This window comes from Acidicapsa ligni (genome assembly GCF_025685655.1).
GTDB classification, from domain to species: domain Bacteria; phylum Acidobacteriota; class Terriglobia; order Terriglobales; family Acidobacteriaceae; genus Acidicapsa; species Acidicapsa ligni.
On the sequence record NZ_JAGSYG010000009.1, the window covers coordinates 57,217 to 71,626 of the forward strand.

At 55.1% G+C, this 14,410-nt stretch carries 15 protein-coding genes, 1 tRNA gene and 1 pseudogene; 9 read left to right on the forward strand and 8 right to left on the reverse strand.

Annotated elements, in window-relative coordinates; all coding sequences use genetic code 11:
* Window positions 1–24: 24 nt before the first annotated feature.
* Window positions 25–1,086, reverse strand: a complete 1,062-nt coding sequence (locus OHL19_RS21800; RefSeq protein ID WP_263359961.1) for an SDR family oxidoreductase — start codon at window positions 1,084–1,086, stop codon at window positions 25–27.
* Between the two features lie 530 nt (window positions 1,087–1,616).
* Between OHL19_RS21800 and xth the strand changes: the two genes are divergently transcribed.
* The 5 genes and pseudogenes from xth to OHL19_RS21825 all read left to right on the forward strand — a co-directional run bounded on the left by xth (window position 1,617) and on the right by OHL19_RS21825 (window position 5,082).
* Window positions 1,617–2,375: an exodeoxyribonuclease III gene (gene xth, locus OHL19_RS21805; RefSeq protein ID WP_263360094.1), complete on the forward strand. Its 759-nt coding sequence runs from the start codon at window positions 1,617–1,619 to the stop codon at window positions 2,373–2,375.
* A 49-nt stretch (window positions 2,376–2,424) separates the two neighbouring features.
* Window positions 2,425–3,405, forward strand: a complete 981-nt coding sequence (locus OHL19_RS21810; protein ID WP_263359962.1) for a D-2-hydroxyacid dehydrogenase family protein — start codon at window positions 2,425–2,427, stop codon at window positions 3,403–3,405.
* 142 nt (window positions 3,406–3,547) lie between these two features.
* Window positions 3,548–4,138 (forward strand): annotated as a pseudogene (locus OHL19_RS21815) (SOS response-associated peptidase).
* Window positions 4,139–4,221: 83 nt separating this feature from the next.
* Window positions 4,222–4,298: transfer RNA gene (locus OHL19_RS21820), tRNA-Val, on the forward strand.
* Window positions 4,299–4,695: 397 nt separating this feature from the next.
* Window positions 4,696–5,082: a response regulator gene (locus OHL19_RS21825; protein WP_263359963.1), complete on the forward strand. Its 387-nt coding sequence runs from the start codon at window positions 4,696–4,698 to the stop codon at window positions 5,080–5,082.
* A gap of 33 nt (window positions 5,083–5,115) precedes the next feature.
* Here the strand turns inward: OHL19_RS21825 and OHL19_RS21830 are convergent, their stop codons facing one another.
* On the reverse strand, window positions 5,116–5,457 hold the full coding sequence (locus OHL19_RS21830) for a hypothetical protein (protein ID WP_263359964.1): 342 nt from the start codon (window positions 5,455–5,457) through the stop codon (window positions 5,116–5,118).
* A gap of 102 nt (window positions 5,458–5,559) precedes the next feature.
* The gene (locus OHL19_RS21835; RefSeq protein WP_263359965.1) at window positions 5,560–5,982 is read right to left on the reverse strand and encodes a response regulator; all 423 of its coding nucleotides are present in this window, start codon (window positions 5,980–5,982) and stop codon (window positions 5,560–5,562) included.
* 368 nt (window positions 5,983–6,350) lie between these two features.
* On the opposite strand from OHL19_RS21835, the gene OHL19_RS21840 reads away from it, so the two are divergent.
* From OHL19_RS21840 to OHL19_RS21850, 3 genes are all read left to right on the forward strand, one after another.
* A complete protein-coding gene (locus OHL19_RS21840; RefSeq protein ID WP_263359966.1) occupies window positions 6,351–6,809 on the forward strand; it encodes a PA2169 family four-helix-bundle protein in 459 nt (152 codons plus the stop codon).
* A 491-nt stretch (window positions 6,810–7,300) separates the two neighbouring features.
* Window positions 7,301–7,600, forward strand: coding sequence for an integration host factor subunit beta (locus OHL19_RS21845; protein ID WP_263359967.1), 300 nt, complete (start codon window positions 7,301–7,303; stop codon window positions 7,598–7,600).
* Window positions 7,601–7,798: 198 nt separating this feature from the next.
* The gene (locus tag OHL19_RS21850) at window positions 7,799–8,848 is read left to right on the forward strand and encodes an alpha/beta fold hydrolase (RefSeq protein WP_263359968.1); all 1,050 of its coding nucleotides are present in this window, start codon (window positions 7,799–7,801) and stop codon (window positions 8,846–8,848) included.
* Here OHL19_RS21850 and pgeF read toward each other — a convergent pair.
* Complete coding sequence (gene pgeF / locus OHL19_RS21855; RefSeq protein ID WP_263359969.1) at window positions 8,845–9,768, reverse strand: peptidoglycan editing factor PgeF; 924 nt, start codon at window positions 9,766–9,768, stop codon at window positions 8,845–8,847. The two genes, OHL19_RS21850 and pgeF, sit on opposite strands and share 4 nt — an antisense overlap.
* Window positions 9,769–10,160: 392 nt before the next feature.
* On the opposite strand from pgeF, the gene OHL19_RS21860 reads away from it, so the two are divergent.
* Complete coding sequence (locus tag OHL19_RS21860; protein WP_263359970.1) at window positions 10,161–10,805, forward strand: hypothetical protein; 645 nt, start codon at window positions 10,161–10,163, stop codon at window positions 10,803–10,805.
* 4 nt (window positions 10,806–10,809) lie between these two features.
* Here the strand turns inward: OHL19_RS21860 and OHL19_RS21865 are convergent, their stop codons facing one another.
* From OHL19_RS21865 to OHL19_RS21880, 4 genes are all read right to left on the reverse strand, one after another.
* Complete coding sequence (locus tag OHL19_RS21865; protein WP_263359971.1) at window positions 10,810–11,604, reverse strand: SDR family NAD(P)-dependent oxidoreductase; 795 nt, start codon at window positions 11,602–11,604, stop codon at window positions 10,810–10,812.
* 29 nt (window positions 11,605–11,633) lie between these two features.
* Window positions 11,634–11,903, reverse strand: a complete 270-nt coding sequence (locus tag OHL19_RS21870) for a type II toxin-antitoxin system RelE family toxin (protein WP_263359972.1) — start codon at window positions 11,901–11,903, stop codon at window positions 11,634–11,636.
* Window positions 11,900–12,124: a type II toxin-antitoxin system RelB family antitoxin gene (gene relB / locus OHL19_RS21875; protein WP_263359973.1), complete on the reverse strand. Its 225-nt coding sequence runs from the start codon at window positions 12,122–12,124 to the stop codon at window positions 11,900–11,902. The genes OHL19_RS21870 and relB overlap by 4 nt, the downstream gene beginning before the upstream one ends.
* Window positions 12,125–12,185: 61 nt before the next feature.
* The gene (locus OHL19_RS21880) at window positions 12,186–14,216 is read right to left on the reverse strand and encodes a M3 family metallopeptidase (protein WP_263359974.1); all 2,031 of its coding nucleotides are present in this window, start codon (window positions 14,214–14,216) and stop codon (window positions 12,186–12,188) included.
* Window positions 14,217–14,410: the final 194 nt, after the last annotated feature.

Here is a 14,410-nt window from a genome sequence, read left to right on the forward strand (position 1 = left end):
TGTGTTTGGAATCGCAGGTAGGCGTTACTTCGTCGTGCCTACCCTAAGTTCACTCAGCTTCCGGAAAAATTGGCGGAACATGTCCTCCGTGTCGATGCAGCCGTGGAACCCCGCTCGCCTTGCTTTTATTGTGCTGCTGATGTTGTCGAACTCGGTATTGAAGATGAAGTCTCCAAACTCCCATGATGCGATGGCGTCGTACGGAATTTGCTGCAGATTGTGCTTCTTCACGATCGCTTCCCACAGAGGAGCTTTGTCGGCCATGTAGACCTTTAGCGGCATCGGAATAGGATCGGCCACTTCCATGTCGAACATCCTCGCGATGCGAGGCCACATGTGCTGCCAGCGGAAGTAGTCACCATTTGTGATGTTGAAGATCGAATTCTTGGCGGCGTCCGCCGTTCCTGCCCAAATCGAGGCATCAGCCAGAATGTCGGCCGATGTGACTTGATAGAGTGCGCGATATGCCCGTTCGGTTCCCGGAAATCGAAGCGGCAATCGAAGTTCTTTCGAGATCATCGCGTAAACCGCTATCACCATAGCGAGATTCATCGGATTGCCTATCGCATATCCGCAGATCGCTTCCGGGCGTAGGGCCGACCAAGACCAATGCTTGCCGTGTTGCCTTGCCCGAAGAAAATTCTCCTGGTCGTAGTAAAAGTTCGGCGGCATCAGACGTGGATCGTCCTCGCGTGCCGGAGTCTTGAAAGGTCCGAGGTCGGCGCCATAAGCTTTGCCGCCTTGATAGAAAGTCACATGTCGGAGTGCCGGTGATGTGACCTCAACAACATCGAGCAGGTTCTTGAGGATGGCCACATTTACCTCGGACCTTTCCGCGGCGGTCGCCTTTTCAATGTAAGCGCCGAATACGATATGTGTGACCCCAGGAATTGACGTCAGCTTCTCTCTAACATCCTCTGCATCCAACAGATCCACGGCGACAGACCGAACCCCCTCGGACACCGGTGCGGTTCGACGGGATAATCCGTAGACTTCCGTATTGGGAAATGCGTTCCAACGCTCTGCCGCTGCTCTGCCACTTACCCCATGAACTCCGGCTATCACAACCACATTTTTCTCTGACATTTCGGCTCCCACTTCAGCCTAGCGCCAATCACACGCCAGCACCAAAACTCTGGCGAGAACTCTTGTCGAAGGTATGGGTATAGGGAACGAACTCAGAGTTCAATGGCGCAATGCGAAAGTCGAGGTTGGTGTGACTTTGCATCCAACTGATTGGCCTATGACAACAAAGAAACTCATCTCTGCGAACTCTAAGACGCGATCTTCCGCAACTCGACAACCATCCCTATACCATCGTGTCGCCACACTGCTACACACGATGCGCCGTATTGCTCAATATGAGGATGCCCTGTGTGAACTGTCCCATGAACTGAAGGGACAGGTGTTCTTTCTGAAGAAGTTGGAAATGAGCTGCGCGACATCCTCGAGAAGATCCCATCACATGATTACTTGGTAGATCTTGACGCGGTGAGAAACATCCTCGCTGATCACCGGCCGTCGAAACCTTCAAGTTCGAAAAAGGCTGGTAAGTCAACGACGATTCATAGGGGTTCCGCTCCGCCGAAGAAGAAGTTCCGGAGGACGTCATCGAAATAGCAAGCTGGAACGTGAATTCGATCCGTGCGCGCGCCGAACATGTCAAAATCTGGCTGGAGGCGAAAAAGCCGGACGTGCTGATGCTCCAGGAGCTAAAGGGTACGGAGTTTCCCACGCTGTTTTTCAAAGAGCTGGGATATCATTCTTCTTCCGTGACGCAGAAAACCTACAACGGCGTCGCCATTCTCACCCGTAGTCCGATAAAGATTGTCAGCACAACTTTGCCCGGTGATGAGGCAGACAGTCACGCGCGGTTTCTTGAAGTGATAATTGAGAACATCCGCATGGTGAACATCTACTTGCCGAATGGAAACCCGGTGGGCACGGCAAAATTCGAGTACAAACTCGCGTGGATGGACCGCCTCAAGCAGCAGATGAAGCTCTGGCTAGAAAGCGATGTGCCAACGTTAATCGGCGGAGACTTCAACGTCATTCCGGAAGATATCGACTGCCACAAGCCCGCGTCTTGGATTCACGACGCACTCTTTCAGCCTGAACCGCGTACCCGCTATAGGGCAATGCTCGAACTTGGTTACACCGATGCTTTTCGCTTGCTTCACCCCGGTATCGGTGGACAGTTCACGTTTTGGGACTATTTCCGGCAAGCGTTTGAACATAATCGTGGTATCCGGATTGATCACTTTCTGCTCGCGCCGAATCTAGTGAAGCGTCTACAAAGCTGTGAGATCGATAAACGACCCCGTGCCTTGGAAAAGCCCTCAGATCACACGCCGATCATCGTACGCCTCGCGTAGCCGCGTTCCTGTCATCGGATGCTGAGAGAATAGAGGCTAAGGAGACGCGATGACGAAGGTAGCAGTGTTGGATGACTGGCAGGGTATTGCGAAGAGCAGCACCGATTGGTCGGCACTGTTTGCTGTAGCGGAGGTGGTCTTCTTCGAGCAGGCTTTCCGGGACGAAAATGATGCGGCTGAGAAGCTCGCGGATTTCGACGTCGTGTTATCGATGCGTGAGCGAACGGCACTTCCTGGTTCATTGATCGATCGTTTGCCTAAGTTGTGCCTGTTGGGCATTACGGGCTCCTCCAATGCAACACTCGATCTTGCTGCCTGTACGGCGAAAAAGATTATCGTCTGCAACACCATCGGTCATGGCGGTACCGAGGCTGCTACCGCTGAGTTGGCGCTAGGCCTCCTTTTAGCGGCCGCCCGTGCCATTCCTGCTGCCGACGCCAATATGCGTGCGGGCTACTTCCAGGAAGACTTGCCGATCGGAATCTCTTTGGCCGGCAAGACCATGGGAATTGTCGGGCTCGGGCGTCTGGGATCGCACATGGCGCGTTACTGTCAGGCGCTCAATATGAAAGTTGTGGCATGGAGCGAGAACCTCACCACGGAGAAGGCCGAAGCAGTAGGAACGACTCTCGTAACTAAAGACGAGTTGTTCTCGAACGCTGATGCCGTCAGCATTCACCTGGTGCTTTCGCCACGCACACGCGGGCTGATCGATGCTTCTGCTCTGGGACAGATGAAGCAGGGCGCGATCCTCATCAATACCTCCCGTGGTCCCATCGTCAATGAAGCCGCGTTGCTTGAGGCGGTGGAATCGCGCCAGATCATTGCGGCTCTCGATGTCTATGATCGTGAGCCTTTGCCGTCAGATCATCCTCTGAGAAGGGCTTCCCATACGGTCTTGACTCCGCATCTCGGATACGGGGTTCAGGAGACGTGGAGAGAGTTCTACGGACAGAGCGTTGAGAATGCCCTTGCTTTCATCAACGGACATCCAGTGCGCGTCATCAATCCGGAGGCTTTTCGGGCATGAGCGGGGCGCGGTCGAACACCAATACATCTTCAGCGGTGTGAGTGATCCTGTAGCGTGACTGGTCTCTGACGAGATCCGCACATAGACTATTCGGCTCGCGATCCGGCGACATCCCTTTGCGTAATACGGCCGATGATTCTCTGTGAGTGCGGGTTTGGATGAGACGTTCTTCGAACCTGAAGACGATCTCAGACCACAATCCATGCAACCCGTCATCTATCTGAACGAGGATGGTGAACGGAAGATCGAGCTGATGCGCTGGGCGTTCAAGTTGCCGGACCGGCTTCTCTTCAATGCCCGATCGAAAGGAATTGAGCGCTCCACGTTTTGGGTGGACGCCTTCCTGAATGGCCGAGTCATCGTGCCCGGAGACGCAATTTACGAATGGCAGGAAGCCTAGAAGGGAAAGAAGAAGCCGAAGTACGAGTTTGTCGTTCGTGGCCAAAGGCCGTTTGGCATGGCGGGTGTCTCGAAGCTCTGGAAGAACCCGAAGACAAACCTGTGGGAACGGACTTTTGCGATTCTTACCGGCGAGCCGAACGAATTGATGACCCCGATCCACGACCGTATGACTACCTTTCTTATGCCGAAGGACTACGCTGAGTATCTGGAACCGACCGAAAGGCCTCCGGTTCATCTTCTCCGCATTCTTCCGGCAGAGCAGATGGAAGCCACTCTGGTCGAGACAACGCCCATCACCAACCGGCAGGTGAGCCTCTTCGACAGCCAATGAACAAAACCACGGACGTCTGAGCATTGCCCGAAGGCTCCCGCATACCTTACACTGGGAATCGACCCTGCAGCGATTCGCTGTACGGGCGGTTAGCTCAGCTGGTTAGAGCGCCTGCTTCACACGCAGGAGGTCGGGGGTTCGAGTCCCTCACCGCCCACCAATCCTATTCAGGTCAATCCCAGATTCAAAACTGAAGCGGTGCGCCTTGCAACCCGGACTGGGTTGCATTTCATTTTGGGGCCGTTCCACCACGAGCAGCCCCGTCACCCGCGGGTTTATAGTTGGTTCATGCTTGGCGGCATTTTGTTGGCAAATAGCGCCGATTGGGCCGGTTTTGCCGGTTTTGCCGGTTCATAAGTCCTTTGCCGTCAATTAAATGCCCCACGATTGCTACCTTCACACGGTGGAAGTCGCAGGTTCGAATCCTGCATCGCCCACCAGATAAATAACTGTTTTAAGAGCTGAGCCACCCCTGATCCATCTTTTCCATGCAAACTAAGGGTATTCAATTCCTGAAAGTAAACACCAGGCATAAAATGGAACTTAGGTTCCCCGCCATGAAAAACGAGAGAAAAAAAGTCCTGCTCATTGACATGGACGACGGTCGCCGTGAGACGCGAATCAAGCTGCTCAATGGCGCTGGCTATGAAGTAGATGTGCGCAAGGACTTCCAGGCCGCTGAGCGAATCGACGACGAGGGAGAATATGACCTCGTCATCCTGGCCCTGCATTTTCACCCGGGAGAAGCCGCCAGCTACAGCGATGAACTGTCAAAGCGAAACCCCGGCCTGCCCATCCTGCTGCTCACCGACTACGGTGTGTTCGTACCTCGCGGAACCCTGAGCAAGGGCATGGAATCCGGAAGCCCTATGTCGCTGATGAAAGAAGTAGCGAAAATGCTCGCAGGAAGCTCGCACATCAAAGAAGTTCCCGCAGCAAAATAGTGGCCCGAAACGAATCAGGATCACTTAGAGTTTTCAGTGAGATTTGTCTATATCTTCCACAGCAAATCTACCCAGTGAAAATGGATGTGAGATCGCAGGCTTTCCGCCCGCCGTTTGCGAAATCGGGTAAGAGTTATTGTTATAAGTCGGAAAACCCCAGATGTTACCCGTATTGAGATCAACCGCTACTTTCCCCAGCACCTGTCCGCCCTGCGGAAGCAGCAGCACCTGGACTCCCGGCTCTATGTACCATGAGGCATTCGCAGTAGTCTGCGCCTGTACCGATACCGGCTGGCTGTAAGGTCTAAATGCGATGACCGTCACTGCAACCGCGATCACAAGTAAGAGCAGGTTCGTTACCTTGTTTGAATTCATGAGGCACCTTCCGTCAACCACCGACTTGGAGTTACAGATCTCCCCAAAATATATAGGAAGGGCAATCTATAGGAAGGAAAGTTATTTACGACGAGCGATTCCCTAGAAATTTAACTTACGACTGCTGCGACGGCGCTCCACGCTACCGCGAATAACCGAATACACTTCGCTCATCGCCACCGGGTATGTCAGGAAGGCATCTGCCTCGTGACGCGAGCCCGGCACCGAGCCCTGCGCGGTGTGAAAAACAATAGCAATGTGAGCTGTCTTAGGGTCGCGGCGAAGTCTGCGGCAGACCTCGAAGCCGTTCATGTCCGGCAGGTTCATATCGAGCAGCACCGCATCCGGCGCGTCTCTTCGAGCCTTCTCGATTCCATCGCTGCCAGTAAGAACGTGCGAAGCATCGAAGCCCGCCAATTGAAGCAATTCAGCCAAACCTTCGGCATGAGCCTTGTTGTCATCGATGACGAGGACTTTAAGAGCAGCGGTTGTCGGCGGTTCGTTTAGCGATGCTAGCGTTTCCATACTTGAGAGGCCCGTCTACAAGCATAACCTCCTATTGAGAATAACGGCGGACAATGCCTGGCAACTATACAAATCTTCGATAGAACGCTTGAAATCGTCATGCCACCCAACGTTCAGCCGGTGGCGCTCCCTGAATCAGGAGCAACCATTTTTCGGCGGAGCCCATTCCAATGCCCGTCTCGCGTAGATGAAACCCGCCAATAAAACCATCGATTGAATACATGACACCAAAAGCAACTGCGATCGACTTTGAGGCTTCTATACAAGAGAACGTTGAGCTTCCTCGAACGGTGCTTCCCTGAACGCGTTGGCAGGAATACGATTCAGGTTGGGCTCATGCTAAACAACCACACAACTGGAAGGAATCCATGTCAAACACATCCAACAGCCTGCTCGAAGTTGAAGAAGCATTGCGCTTAGTCATCGACAACCTGATCGACGGTCAGGAAGGTATGCAGAAGATTGGCGAAGAGTTGAAAGACGAACAGCTCAAGCGCTACTTCCTTGCCGAATCGCTCAGGCGCGCGTCATTCCGCGGCGATCTGGAAACAGTTCTGCACCAGGAAGGTGTACACGACATCAAGGAGCATGGCTCCGTAACCGGGACCGTACAGCGGGTCTGGGTCAGCCTCAAGTCCAAACTTGGCGGCGGTGATCACACCCTGCTTGAAACCGCCGAACAAGGCGAAGATGCCGCCAAGGCTGCCTATGAAGATGCGCTCAACCGCGAGCTGCCTTTGCCCATCCGGCAACTCCTCGTCACCCAGGCCGCGCATATTCAGGCATCCCACGACTACGTCAAAGCGGCTCGCGACTCCAGCAAATAGAGCTGATTCGCAAACCGCATTCGTAAATTCGTAAAGCGGGCGCGGGCATCGTCAACCACGATGCCCGCGTCGCCACAACAGTAAAGCCAGCAGCAGGGCAAAAATAGTAAGTGCAATCGCACGCAGGAATAATGGGTGCGCCATCATCAATCCCCCCTGTAAGCCTTCCTGATCCGTTTGTATCCTGACGCAAGTCTACCTCTATCAAAAAACTTTCTGAATTCTCACATCTAAATCCAATCGAAGCGCGTACATTTCCACAGAGATGCAGATTCGATGACGCGTATTCGACGAGCCAATGCGCAACGCCATCCAGAGATGACAGGAACCCGTCAACCCCTCCATCGAGGCCGAAGCGTGAAAATAGCGTTCCAATAGTCGGTTTTGGAACTCAAAAATTGAGCCAAAGTGTTCAATTTGCACATGAAACTCCACTTTTTACTGCCATACGAAAAGAATCCGGGTATTCTTGGAGGCGGAGGCCTATCGGCATGACCAAAGCAGATCTCGTTGAGAAGGTGACCCAGCTGGGCGATCTAACCCGGCGCGACGGAGAAGTTATCGTCGAGACCATCTTCGACTCCGTGATTGCGGCGTTGCAATCAGGAGACAAAATTGAGATTCGCGGCTTCGGATCGTTTCGCATCCGAGAGCGAAATCCGCGGATCGGTCGCAACCCCAAGACCGGAGACCGCGTCGATGTTCCAGCCAAGCGTGTGCCGTATTTCAAGCCATCCAAAGAACTGCGCGACCTGGTCAATCCGGAAGAGGCAGCCAACTCGGCTTCGTAAATTTTGAGGCCTGCTTACGAATGCAGGCTTCAACTCACCCCCGTCATGCATAGTTCAATCTCCGGACGAAAGGTTTGCGCTTTAAATCCGGTTGTTTCCTGCTGGTCCAATGCCGACGATCATTCGCTTTTTATCAGAAAACTGAATCGCGATTGCGCACCGGTTGCCGTTGTGATCTGATAGCTGCCTCGGTGCAACATGACCCCAGATCCAGAGATCAATTCCGCAATGGAAAGTATCCACTCCGGGCAGCCTTCCCCCGGCCTGCGATCAGTCATGGGAGTTCGCAGCTCAGACCCTCGCAGCTCGGACCACCGCTGCGAGGCGTACAACTGCGATATTGCCTGGGAAGAGTCCGGCGATCCAGCGGGCCAGGTAATCGTATGCCTGCATACGGCAGGTAGTGGCGGACGCGAGTTTCGCCCCCTGACCGAGCAACCTATCGCAGGCATCCGCCTCATCGTGCTGGATTGGCCAGGGCATGGCCGCTCCAGCGATCTACCCTCTGAAAGCGGCCAGAACTTCAGCGTGGAATTCTGCATGCGCATCTTGCACACAGTGCTCACGCAACTGGGAATCGACCGCCCGATCCTGCTCGGAAGCGGCTTTGGCGCGGCCGTCGCAATTCGCTTCGCAGCCCATTACCCAACCCGCACACGCGGATTGATCCTGGTCAATCCGGCAGGTCTGTTCTCCCCAATCTGGACGCCGCTAAGTTTCTGGAAGAAATTGACGCGGCGAATTCAGGCACTGACTCCCGGAAGACCTCTAACCCGCGCCCAACGGCAAATCTGGCGAGCCATGGCCCTGCAATCGCCAACTCAGGACACTCTGGCAAGCGCCCTCATTTCACTGGAATCCTCAAACCCTCTGCGGAACGATCTGCGGGATACGCTGACCGCGATTCCCCGCCCCATCTTCTTTGCTTTTTCGCGCGAACATCGCGCCTATCCGCTTGACGCCTATCTCACCAGCCTCGATACCCTGCTCCGGGGCTCTCCGCAACATCGTTTCACCGCATTTGCAGGCAGTGTAAGCCCAATATGGGACGAGCCCGCACGATTTGCAAAAGCGGTAACCAGCTTCACCCGATCTCTAATGCCGCTCACCCAGCACGTTCACGCCTGGATGCTCACCGACGTAGACTGGCCTACACGCGGAAGCAATCTGTGGAAATGCATCCACCAGGAGTGCAACTCGGAAAAACTCCTCGCTGAAGGTCAGGACGCAAACGCCGCAGGCAATTAAGACGGCCGAATACCGATCACGCTCATCATCCGCCCGGCATGACCTCCCGAGGCACGATGTGAGTAGAAAAGCTCCGGATGACAGCTCGTGCATCCGCCAACAACCTCAATCGATTCAGAAGGCAGCCCCGCGGCCATCAACTGGCGGCGATTCGCCTCAACCAGATTGAGCCGCGGCAAGCCCAGAGGCGATGCAGCAGCGGAGCTTTCGCTGAACAACTCTTCCGCATAAGCAAAATTGGCTCGAAACCGCGAAACCACCTCATCCCCGACCAGGTAGCAGCACGGCCCAATGCCGGGACCAATTGCCGCAATCAGCTCCGACGGACGAGAACCGTATTCGGCAGTCATCTGCGCAATTCCATGCTCCACAATGCGCTCTACCGTACCCCGCCATCCAGCATGAAAGGCAGCAACTACGTGGCGCACCGGATCAGCCACCAGAACCGGAATGCAATCCGCGGTTTGAATGCCGATCAGAACGCCCGCCTGGCTGGTCATCAGGCCATCCCCATCGCAATGCTGGTTCGCCACGCCACTTCCCACGCCACTCTCAGCCCCGTTCTCAGCCCCGTTCTTAGCAACAGGCGGCGAAGCAGCCGACCTCACCACCACCGCCAGGTTGGAATGAATCTGGCGGACCGTGATCAGCGGAGTTTCCCTGCTTCCAGTAACCGCCTCCACCAGCCGCAGCCGGTTTTCTCGAACGTGTTCTCCCGAATCCGCAGCCGTAAACCCAAGATTCAATTCAGTCGGCGTCTTTGCCGGGGAATACACCTCGCTGACCCCGCCATGCCGAGTGCTGAATCCGTGCCACAGCCAGTTCAAACCAGAATCCATGCCGTTCCATGCAGAAACGGGAAGGATTACCGGTGTGCCGTGGGGTGCTAAGTCTGTTTTGGGAATAGCCGATTCTGACATGCGCTTTCGATTCTAATCCTGCTCTGGACACGCTGGAGTGAGAAAAAACTCCCAGACGAGCATTGGGCCCGCCTTCCGGCGGGCCCACTCGAGAGGCATTCATTGACGGGGGTATCTGTAGATCATTTGATGGGAGTCCTTTTCAGGACCAACAACGTAGATAGTGTTACTTTGGCGGGGAAATACTACAAGCGGATGCCTCTGCTGGTTAATAGATGAGATGCCCGACTGTGAAATTGGTTGTCCGAGGTTGTTCGACTTTTTTCACATTGCGAGATTTTTCCATCAAAAGCTCCTTTTTGTTGTCCCGACGGGAACCTGCATTACCAAAGAATCCCCTCCAAGCTTGATCCCGGAGCGAATTCGCGTCAATCTCTAACTATATGAAAAGGGTGTCTCTCTATCTGATCGTAATTCTGGCGGGAGTCGGCGCGATCTATACGTGGAATCACCGCACAGAATTCAGCCTTTTGCGGGCATGGTTACCTTCCCACTCCGCCGAAGGCGTCCTTAACGCCAGCCAGGGAAATGCTCTGGACTGGCGCGAGGTAGACGAATCCAACTCGGGCTTCAAACTGGAGATGCCGGGCGAGCCCAGGCGCGTCACAGTGCAGGCAACCAGCGAAACCGGCATGAACGAGCCTGTGAATATGCTCCTGGTCAAGCCGGACTCCGACAGCAGCTTTGCCATTGCCTGGGCAGACAAGCCGCCGGTAGCCCGCGTCAACGATCTCATCCCCGACAAAACCCTCGACCAGGCCCGCGACGGAGAAATGGCCCGCACCGATACCTCGCTGGTCAGCGAAAATCGCAACGCGCCGCAAGGCTTTCCCGGGCGGGATATCGTCACCCACAATGCAGGCGGAGGCGTACTCGACACCCGGTTTGTCTATGCAGGATCGCGCTTATACATGCTGATTGCAGCCTCGCCCTCATCTGCGGCCCGGCGTGAAGAAGCCGTCATTCGCTTCTTCAACTCGTTCACCGTCGCCGGAAACACGCAAATCCCCGAGACACTCCCGGCCGCCACGCAATAAGCGCCTAAGCCTGCTTCGGACGGGCGACTCGCGCAACAAGAGACGTAATCCAACCCACGGGAAGAAACCGCACAAGAAATGCAGCAACCCGTCCGTTGAAGTAGGGGACAATCGTCCGTCGCCCCCTGGCCAGAGCTTTCAGCCCAAGCCGCGCCACTTCCTCAGCCGACTGAATATTCCGGCCTTTGAACTTCGTCGCCTTCGCCACGTCGAAAAATTCGCTTTCCGTCGGCCCCGGACAAAGCGCCGTAACCTTGACTCCGTAGGGCGCGACCTCTTCGGCCAGGCCCTGAGCAAAAAAGCGATCGAAGACCTTCGTCGCCGCGTAAGTCGACAGAAATGGCACCGGCTGAAAACTGGCAGTCGATGCCAGAACAAGCACCCATCCACGTCGCCGCTCAACCATCCTGGGCACAAAAAGCCGCGTCAAATGCACAACCGCCTCGCAGTTGACGCGGACCTGGCTCAGTTCCTGGGCCAGGTCTGTCTCGTAAAAATATCCCTGCTGACCAAGCCCCGCATTGTTGATGAGAATCTCGACCTGCAACCCACCCGCCTCGATTGCGGAGTAGATCGCCTGGGGCGCTGCCGGATCGGTCAGATCCGCCTGGATAACGCGCACCTCGGTTCCCTGTGCCGCAAATTCAGCAGCCAGGGCCTCAAGCCGATCCTGCCGGCGCGCGGTAAGAATAAGTTTTGCCCCATTGCTCGCCAATTCCCGCGCAATCGCCACACCTATGCCCGCACTGGCACCTGTAACCAGGGCCCATTTCCCACGAAAATCCGACGTCGATCCCATAACGCGATCATAACGGACGCGAACGTCAGTTATCTGTAGATTTCGCGCCTGTTTCCAACGCGGACGATCAGGATACACACCTGCTGATCTTCAATGCTGGCAATGATTCTGTAATCGCCGACGCGATACTTCCAAAAACTTCCGAGCTCACTACCACTAAGCGCCTCACCGATGCTGCGGGGATCGTCCAAGGATGCGACACGCTGTTTAAGAAAACGAATAATCCTATCGGCTATCTGTGGATCAAGACGGTCCAGTTCGCGTTCAGCCTTGCGCTCAAACCTAATTTTCCACTTCATCCTTCAATGCCGTACCGTTTCATTATCTCTTCGAACGAAACGGTGGAGCTGCGACCAGCCTTCAAATCAGCCAGGCGTTGTTCTGCTAGATAGATGTCTTCCAAATCATCCAAGTGTTCAAGTATGGCTTCGCGCGCATAAAAAGTTTTAGTCCTGCCGGTTGCTTTCGCCAGGGCATCAAGACGCTTTTCAACCTCTTCGGGTAGACGAATCGCCAACATAAAAATACCTCCCGGCTTGCTATACAAGTATAGCAAGCCGGGAGGTATTTGTTCTTCACTTTTAAGTTAGAGCCAGTTCCCCTGCAAATTCCTCATTGAGCCAGTTGCTGAAGGGCTGAAAGTCCTCATCCCGCCCCAGGAAATCCCGCACCATCTGCCGCCCCGGACGTGAACCACCCTGTTCGATGACCGTCGTCCGATACTTCGTTGCCGCCGCGCAACCGAGCAAATCAGCAGGATCGAACTGCGCAAAGAAATCCAGCGCAATCACCTTGTCAAAAGCATAGGTGTAGTAATTCGACGAGTACCCCATCAGGTGACCAAAGCTGGCATACATGCGGTTGCCGTCAATCCACTTCCACGGCTGCAGGCTCTCGAATAGCGTCTTCGTGATGCGATCGAGGTCGATCCCAGCCGGATCCTGGTCATGCAGATCGAGTGAGAGAGTCGTGTAATAAAGCTGCGTCCGCATTCCGTCCGCACGGCCAAACGCTCCAGCCAGCTTCATCTTTTGAATCAGCTCCGCCGACAGCACTTCGCCTGTTTCATAATGCCGAGCAAAGCTTTGCAGCAATGCCACGTCGCGGAAGAACTCCTCCAGCATCTGCGACGGAACCTCGATAAAATCGCCCTCAGTCGCAAATCCCGAAAGTCCCGCCCACTCCGTATGACCACCGAGAATGGCATGCATCAGGTGGCCAAACTCGTGAAAGTAGGTGACCACATCGTTGTACTGCATCAGCCCCGGATCGCTATTGGGCCCCGCAGCTTCGCCACCGGGAAAATTGCAGATCAACGCGGCCTCAGGCAGATAGCGGCCTTTGACTCCCGTAACCACCGGCGATGCCGAAAACCACTTGTCCTTACCCTCGCGCGGATGCATGTCCAGATAAAAACGCCCCACAGCCTTCTCGCCATCGAGCACATCGAACACGGAAACCGACTCATGCCAACCCACAGCCGTCGACCGCCGGAACTGCACCCCAAACAACCTGGCTGCAGTATCCAACACTCCCTGCTCCACCTGCGCATACGGGAAATAAGGACGCACCGACTGCGAATCGAACGCAAACGCCGACCGGCGATACTGCTCATACCAATAGGCACGGCTGGCAGCGTTCATCTCCTTCAGGCCCGGCTCCTGCTCACGCGCAAACTTCAACACCATCTCAAACTCGCGTTTAGCACCATCGCGACTGGCTTCCTCCAGCTTCGCAATGAACTTGCGCACATTCGCCGCCGAACCCATCATCTGATCTGCGGTCGCAAGATTGGCCCAGCTTGAAAATCCAAGCAGCGTCGCAATCTCCTGCCGCGTCGCCAGCAGGTCGAGCAAAATCTGCTGGTTCACCGGATAAGCCCGCGTGTTGTACGCCAGGAACATCCGCTCGCGCAACGCATGGCTCTTGGCAAAAGTCATTACCGGCTGCATATCCGGCTGGTCCGTGCTCAGCGAAAACTGCCCATCGCAGTTCGGCATGTGACGCTCCAGATAATCGGCAGGCAGTCCATCCAGCTCGACCGCATTCTCCACCAGAATCGTCTTCGCGCCCTCCTGGATATTCCTGCTGAACTCCAGCGAAAGTCGCGTCGCCTTTTCATGCAACTGGTTCAAATGATCCCGCGTCGCATCGTCCTTATCCACACCAGCCAGGCGATAGCTAAGCAGCGTACGTTGCACAAAATGCTTCGTCGGTTCACTCGCACCCGCAAGATCGATTGCCGAGAGCGCCTCGTATACGCCGCGATTCAGACTCAACAAACTGCCCGCCTGCGAAACCCGCTGCGCATCGTCCTGCGCCTGGTCGCGAACAGCCTTATCCGCGGCCACCGAGTTCAAAACACCCGCCTGCGCCCCGGCAAGATTCAGCTCTTCAATCGCAATGTCATAGAGACGCAGCGAATTCTCCGGCGTCCGCAACTCCTCAACAGCCAGCAGCGCAGCAATCGCAGCCTCATGCGCAGCCAGCCGGGCCGTGACCCAACCCTTCAAAGCCTCTGCCGTTAGCGGCTTGCCATAAGAACTTCCATCGGCTTCCCATGCGTGAATATCTGTGCTGACGGCGAGTCCGGAATTCAGTGCGATGCTCATCTTCGGCAATACCTCCAAAACTATAGGGTGCCACATCAGGGTGGGTCCCTGGCTAGTAGCAGAAAAAGCCGCCCTCAGCTTTGCCCTTACCTTTGCGTTTGCCCTTGCTTTTGCTCTTGCCCTTCTGTCTGTCATTCCCAAAGGGAATCTGCTTTTGCCCTTGCCCTTGTTTTTCTGGCTGTCATTCCTGCAGG

Bases quoted from the DNA above. Each gene is read 5' to 3' on its own strand.
- OHL19_RS21800 (WP_263359961.1), bottom strand. From the start codon at position 1,086: ATGTCAGAGAAAAATGTGGTTGTGATAGCCGGAGTTCATGGGGTAAGT.
- OHL19_RS21810 (WP_263359962.1), top strand. From the start codon at position 2,425: ATGACGAAGGTAGCAGTGTTGGATGACTGGCAGGGTATTGCGAAGAGC.
- OHL19_RS21825 (WP_263359963.1), top strand. From the start codon at position 4,696: ATGAAAAACGAGAGAAAAAAAGTCCTGCTCATTGACATGGACGACGGT.
- OHL19_RS21830 (WP_263359964.1), bottom strand. From the start codon at position 5,457: ATGAATTCAAACAAGGTAACGAACCTGCTCTTACTTGTGATCGCGGTT.
- OHL19_RS21835 (WP_263359965.1), bottom strand. From the start codon at position 5,982: ATGGAAACGCTAGCATCGCTAAACGAACCGCCGACAACCGCTGCTCTT.
- OHL19_RS21840 (WP_263359966.1), top strand. From the start codon at position 6,351: ATGTCAAACACATCCAACAGCCTGCTCGAAGTTGAAGAAGCATTGCGC.
- OHL19_RS21845 (WP_263359967.1), top strand. From the start codon at position 7,301: ATGACCAAAGCAGATCTCGTTGAGAAGGTGACCCAGCTGGGCGATCTA.
- OHL19_RS21850 (WP_263359968.1), top strand. From the start codon at position 7,799: ATGACCCCAGATCCAGAGATCAATTCCGCAATGGAAAGTATCCACTCC.
- pgeF (WP_263359969.1), bottom strand. From the start codon at position 9,768: ATGTCAGAATCGGCTATTCCCAAAACAGACTTAGCACCCCACGGCACA.
- OHL19_RS21865 (WP_263359971.1), bottom strand. From the start codon at position 11,604: ATGGGATCGACGTCGGATTTTCGTGGGAAATGGGCCCTGGTTACAGGT.
- OHL19_RS21870 (WP_263359972.1), bottom strand. From the start codon at position 11,903: ATGAAGTGGAAAATTAGGTTTGAGCGCAAGGCTGAACGCGAACTGGAC.
- relB (WP_263359973.1), bottom strand. From the start codon at position 12,124: ATGTTGGCGATTCGTCTACCCGAAGAGGTTGAAAAGCGTCTTGATGCC.
- OHL19_RS21880 (WP_263359974.1), bottom strand. From the start codon at position 14,216: ATGAGCATCGCACTGAATTCCGGACTCGCCGTCAGCACAGATATTCAC.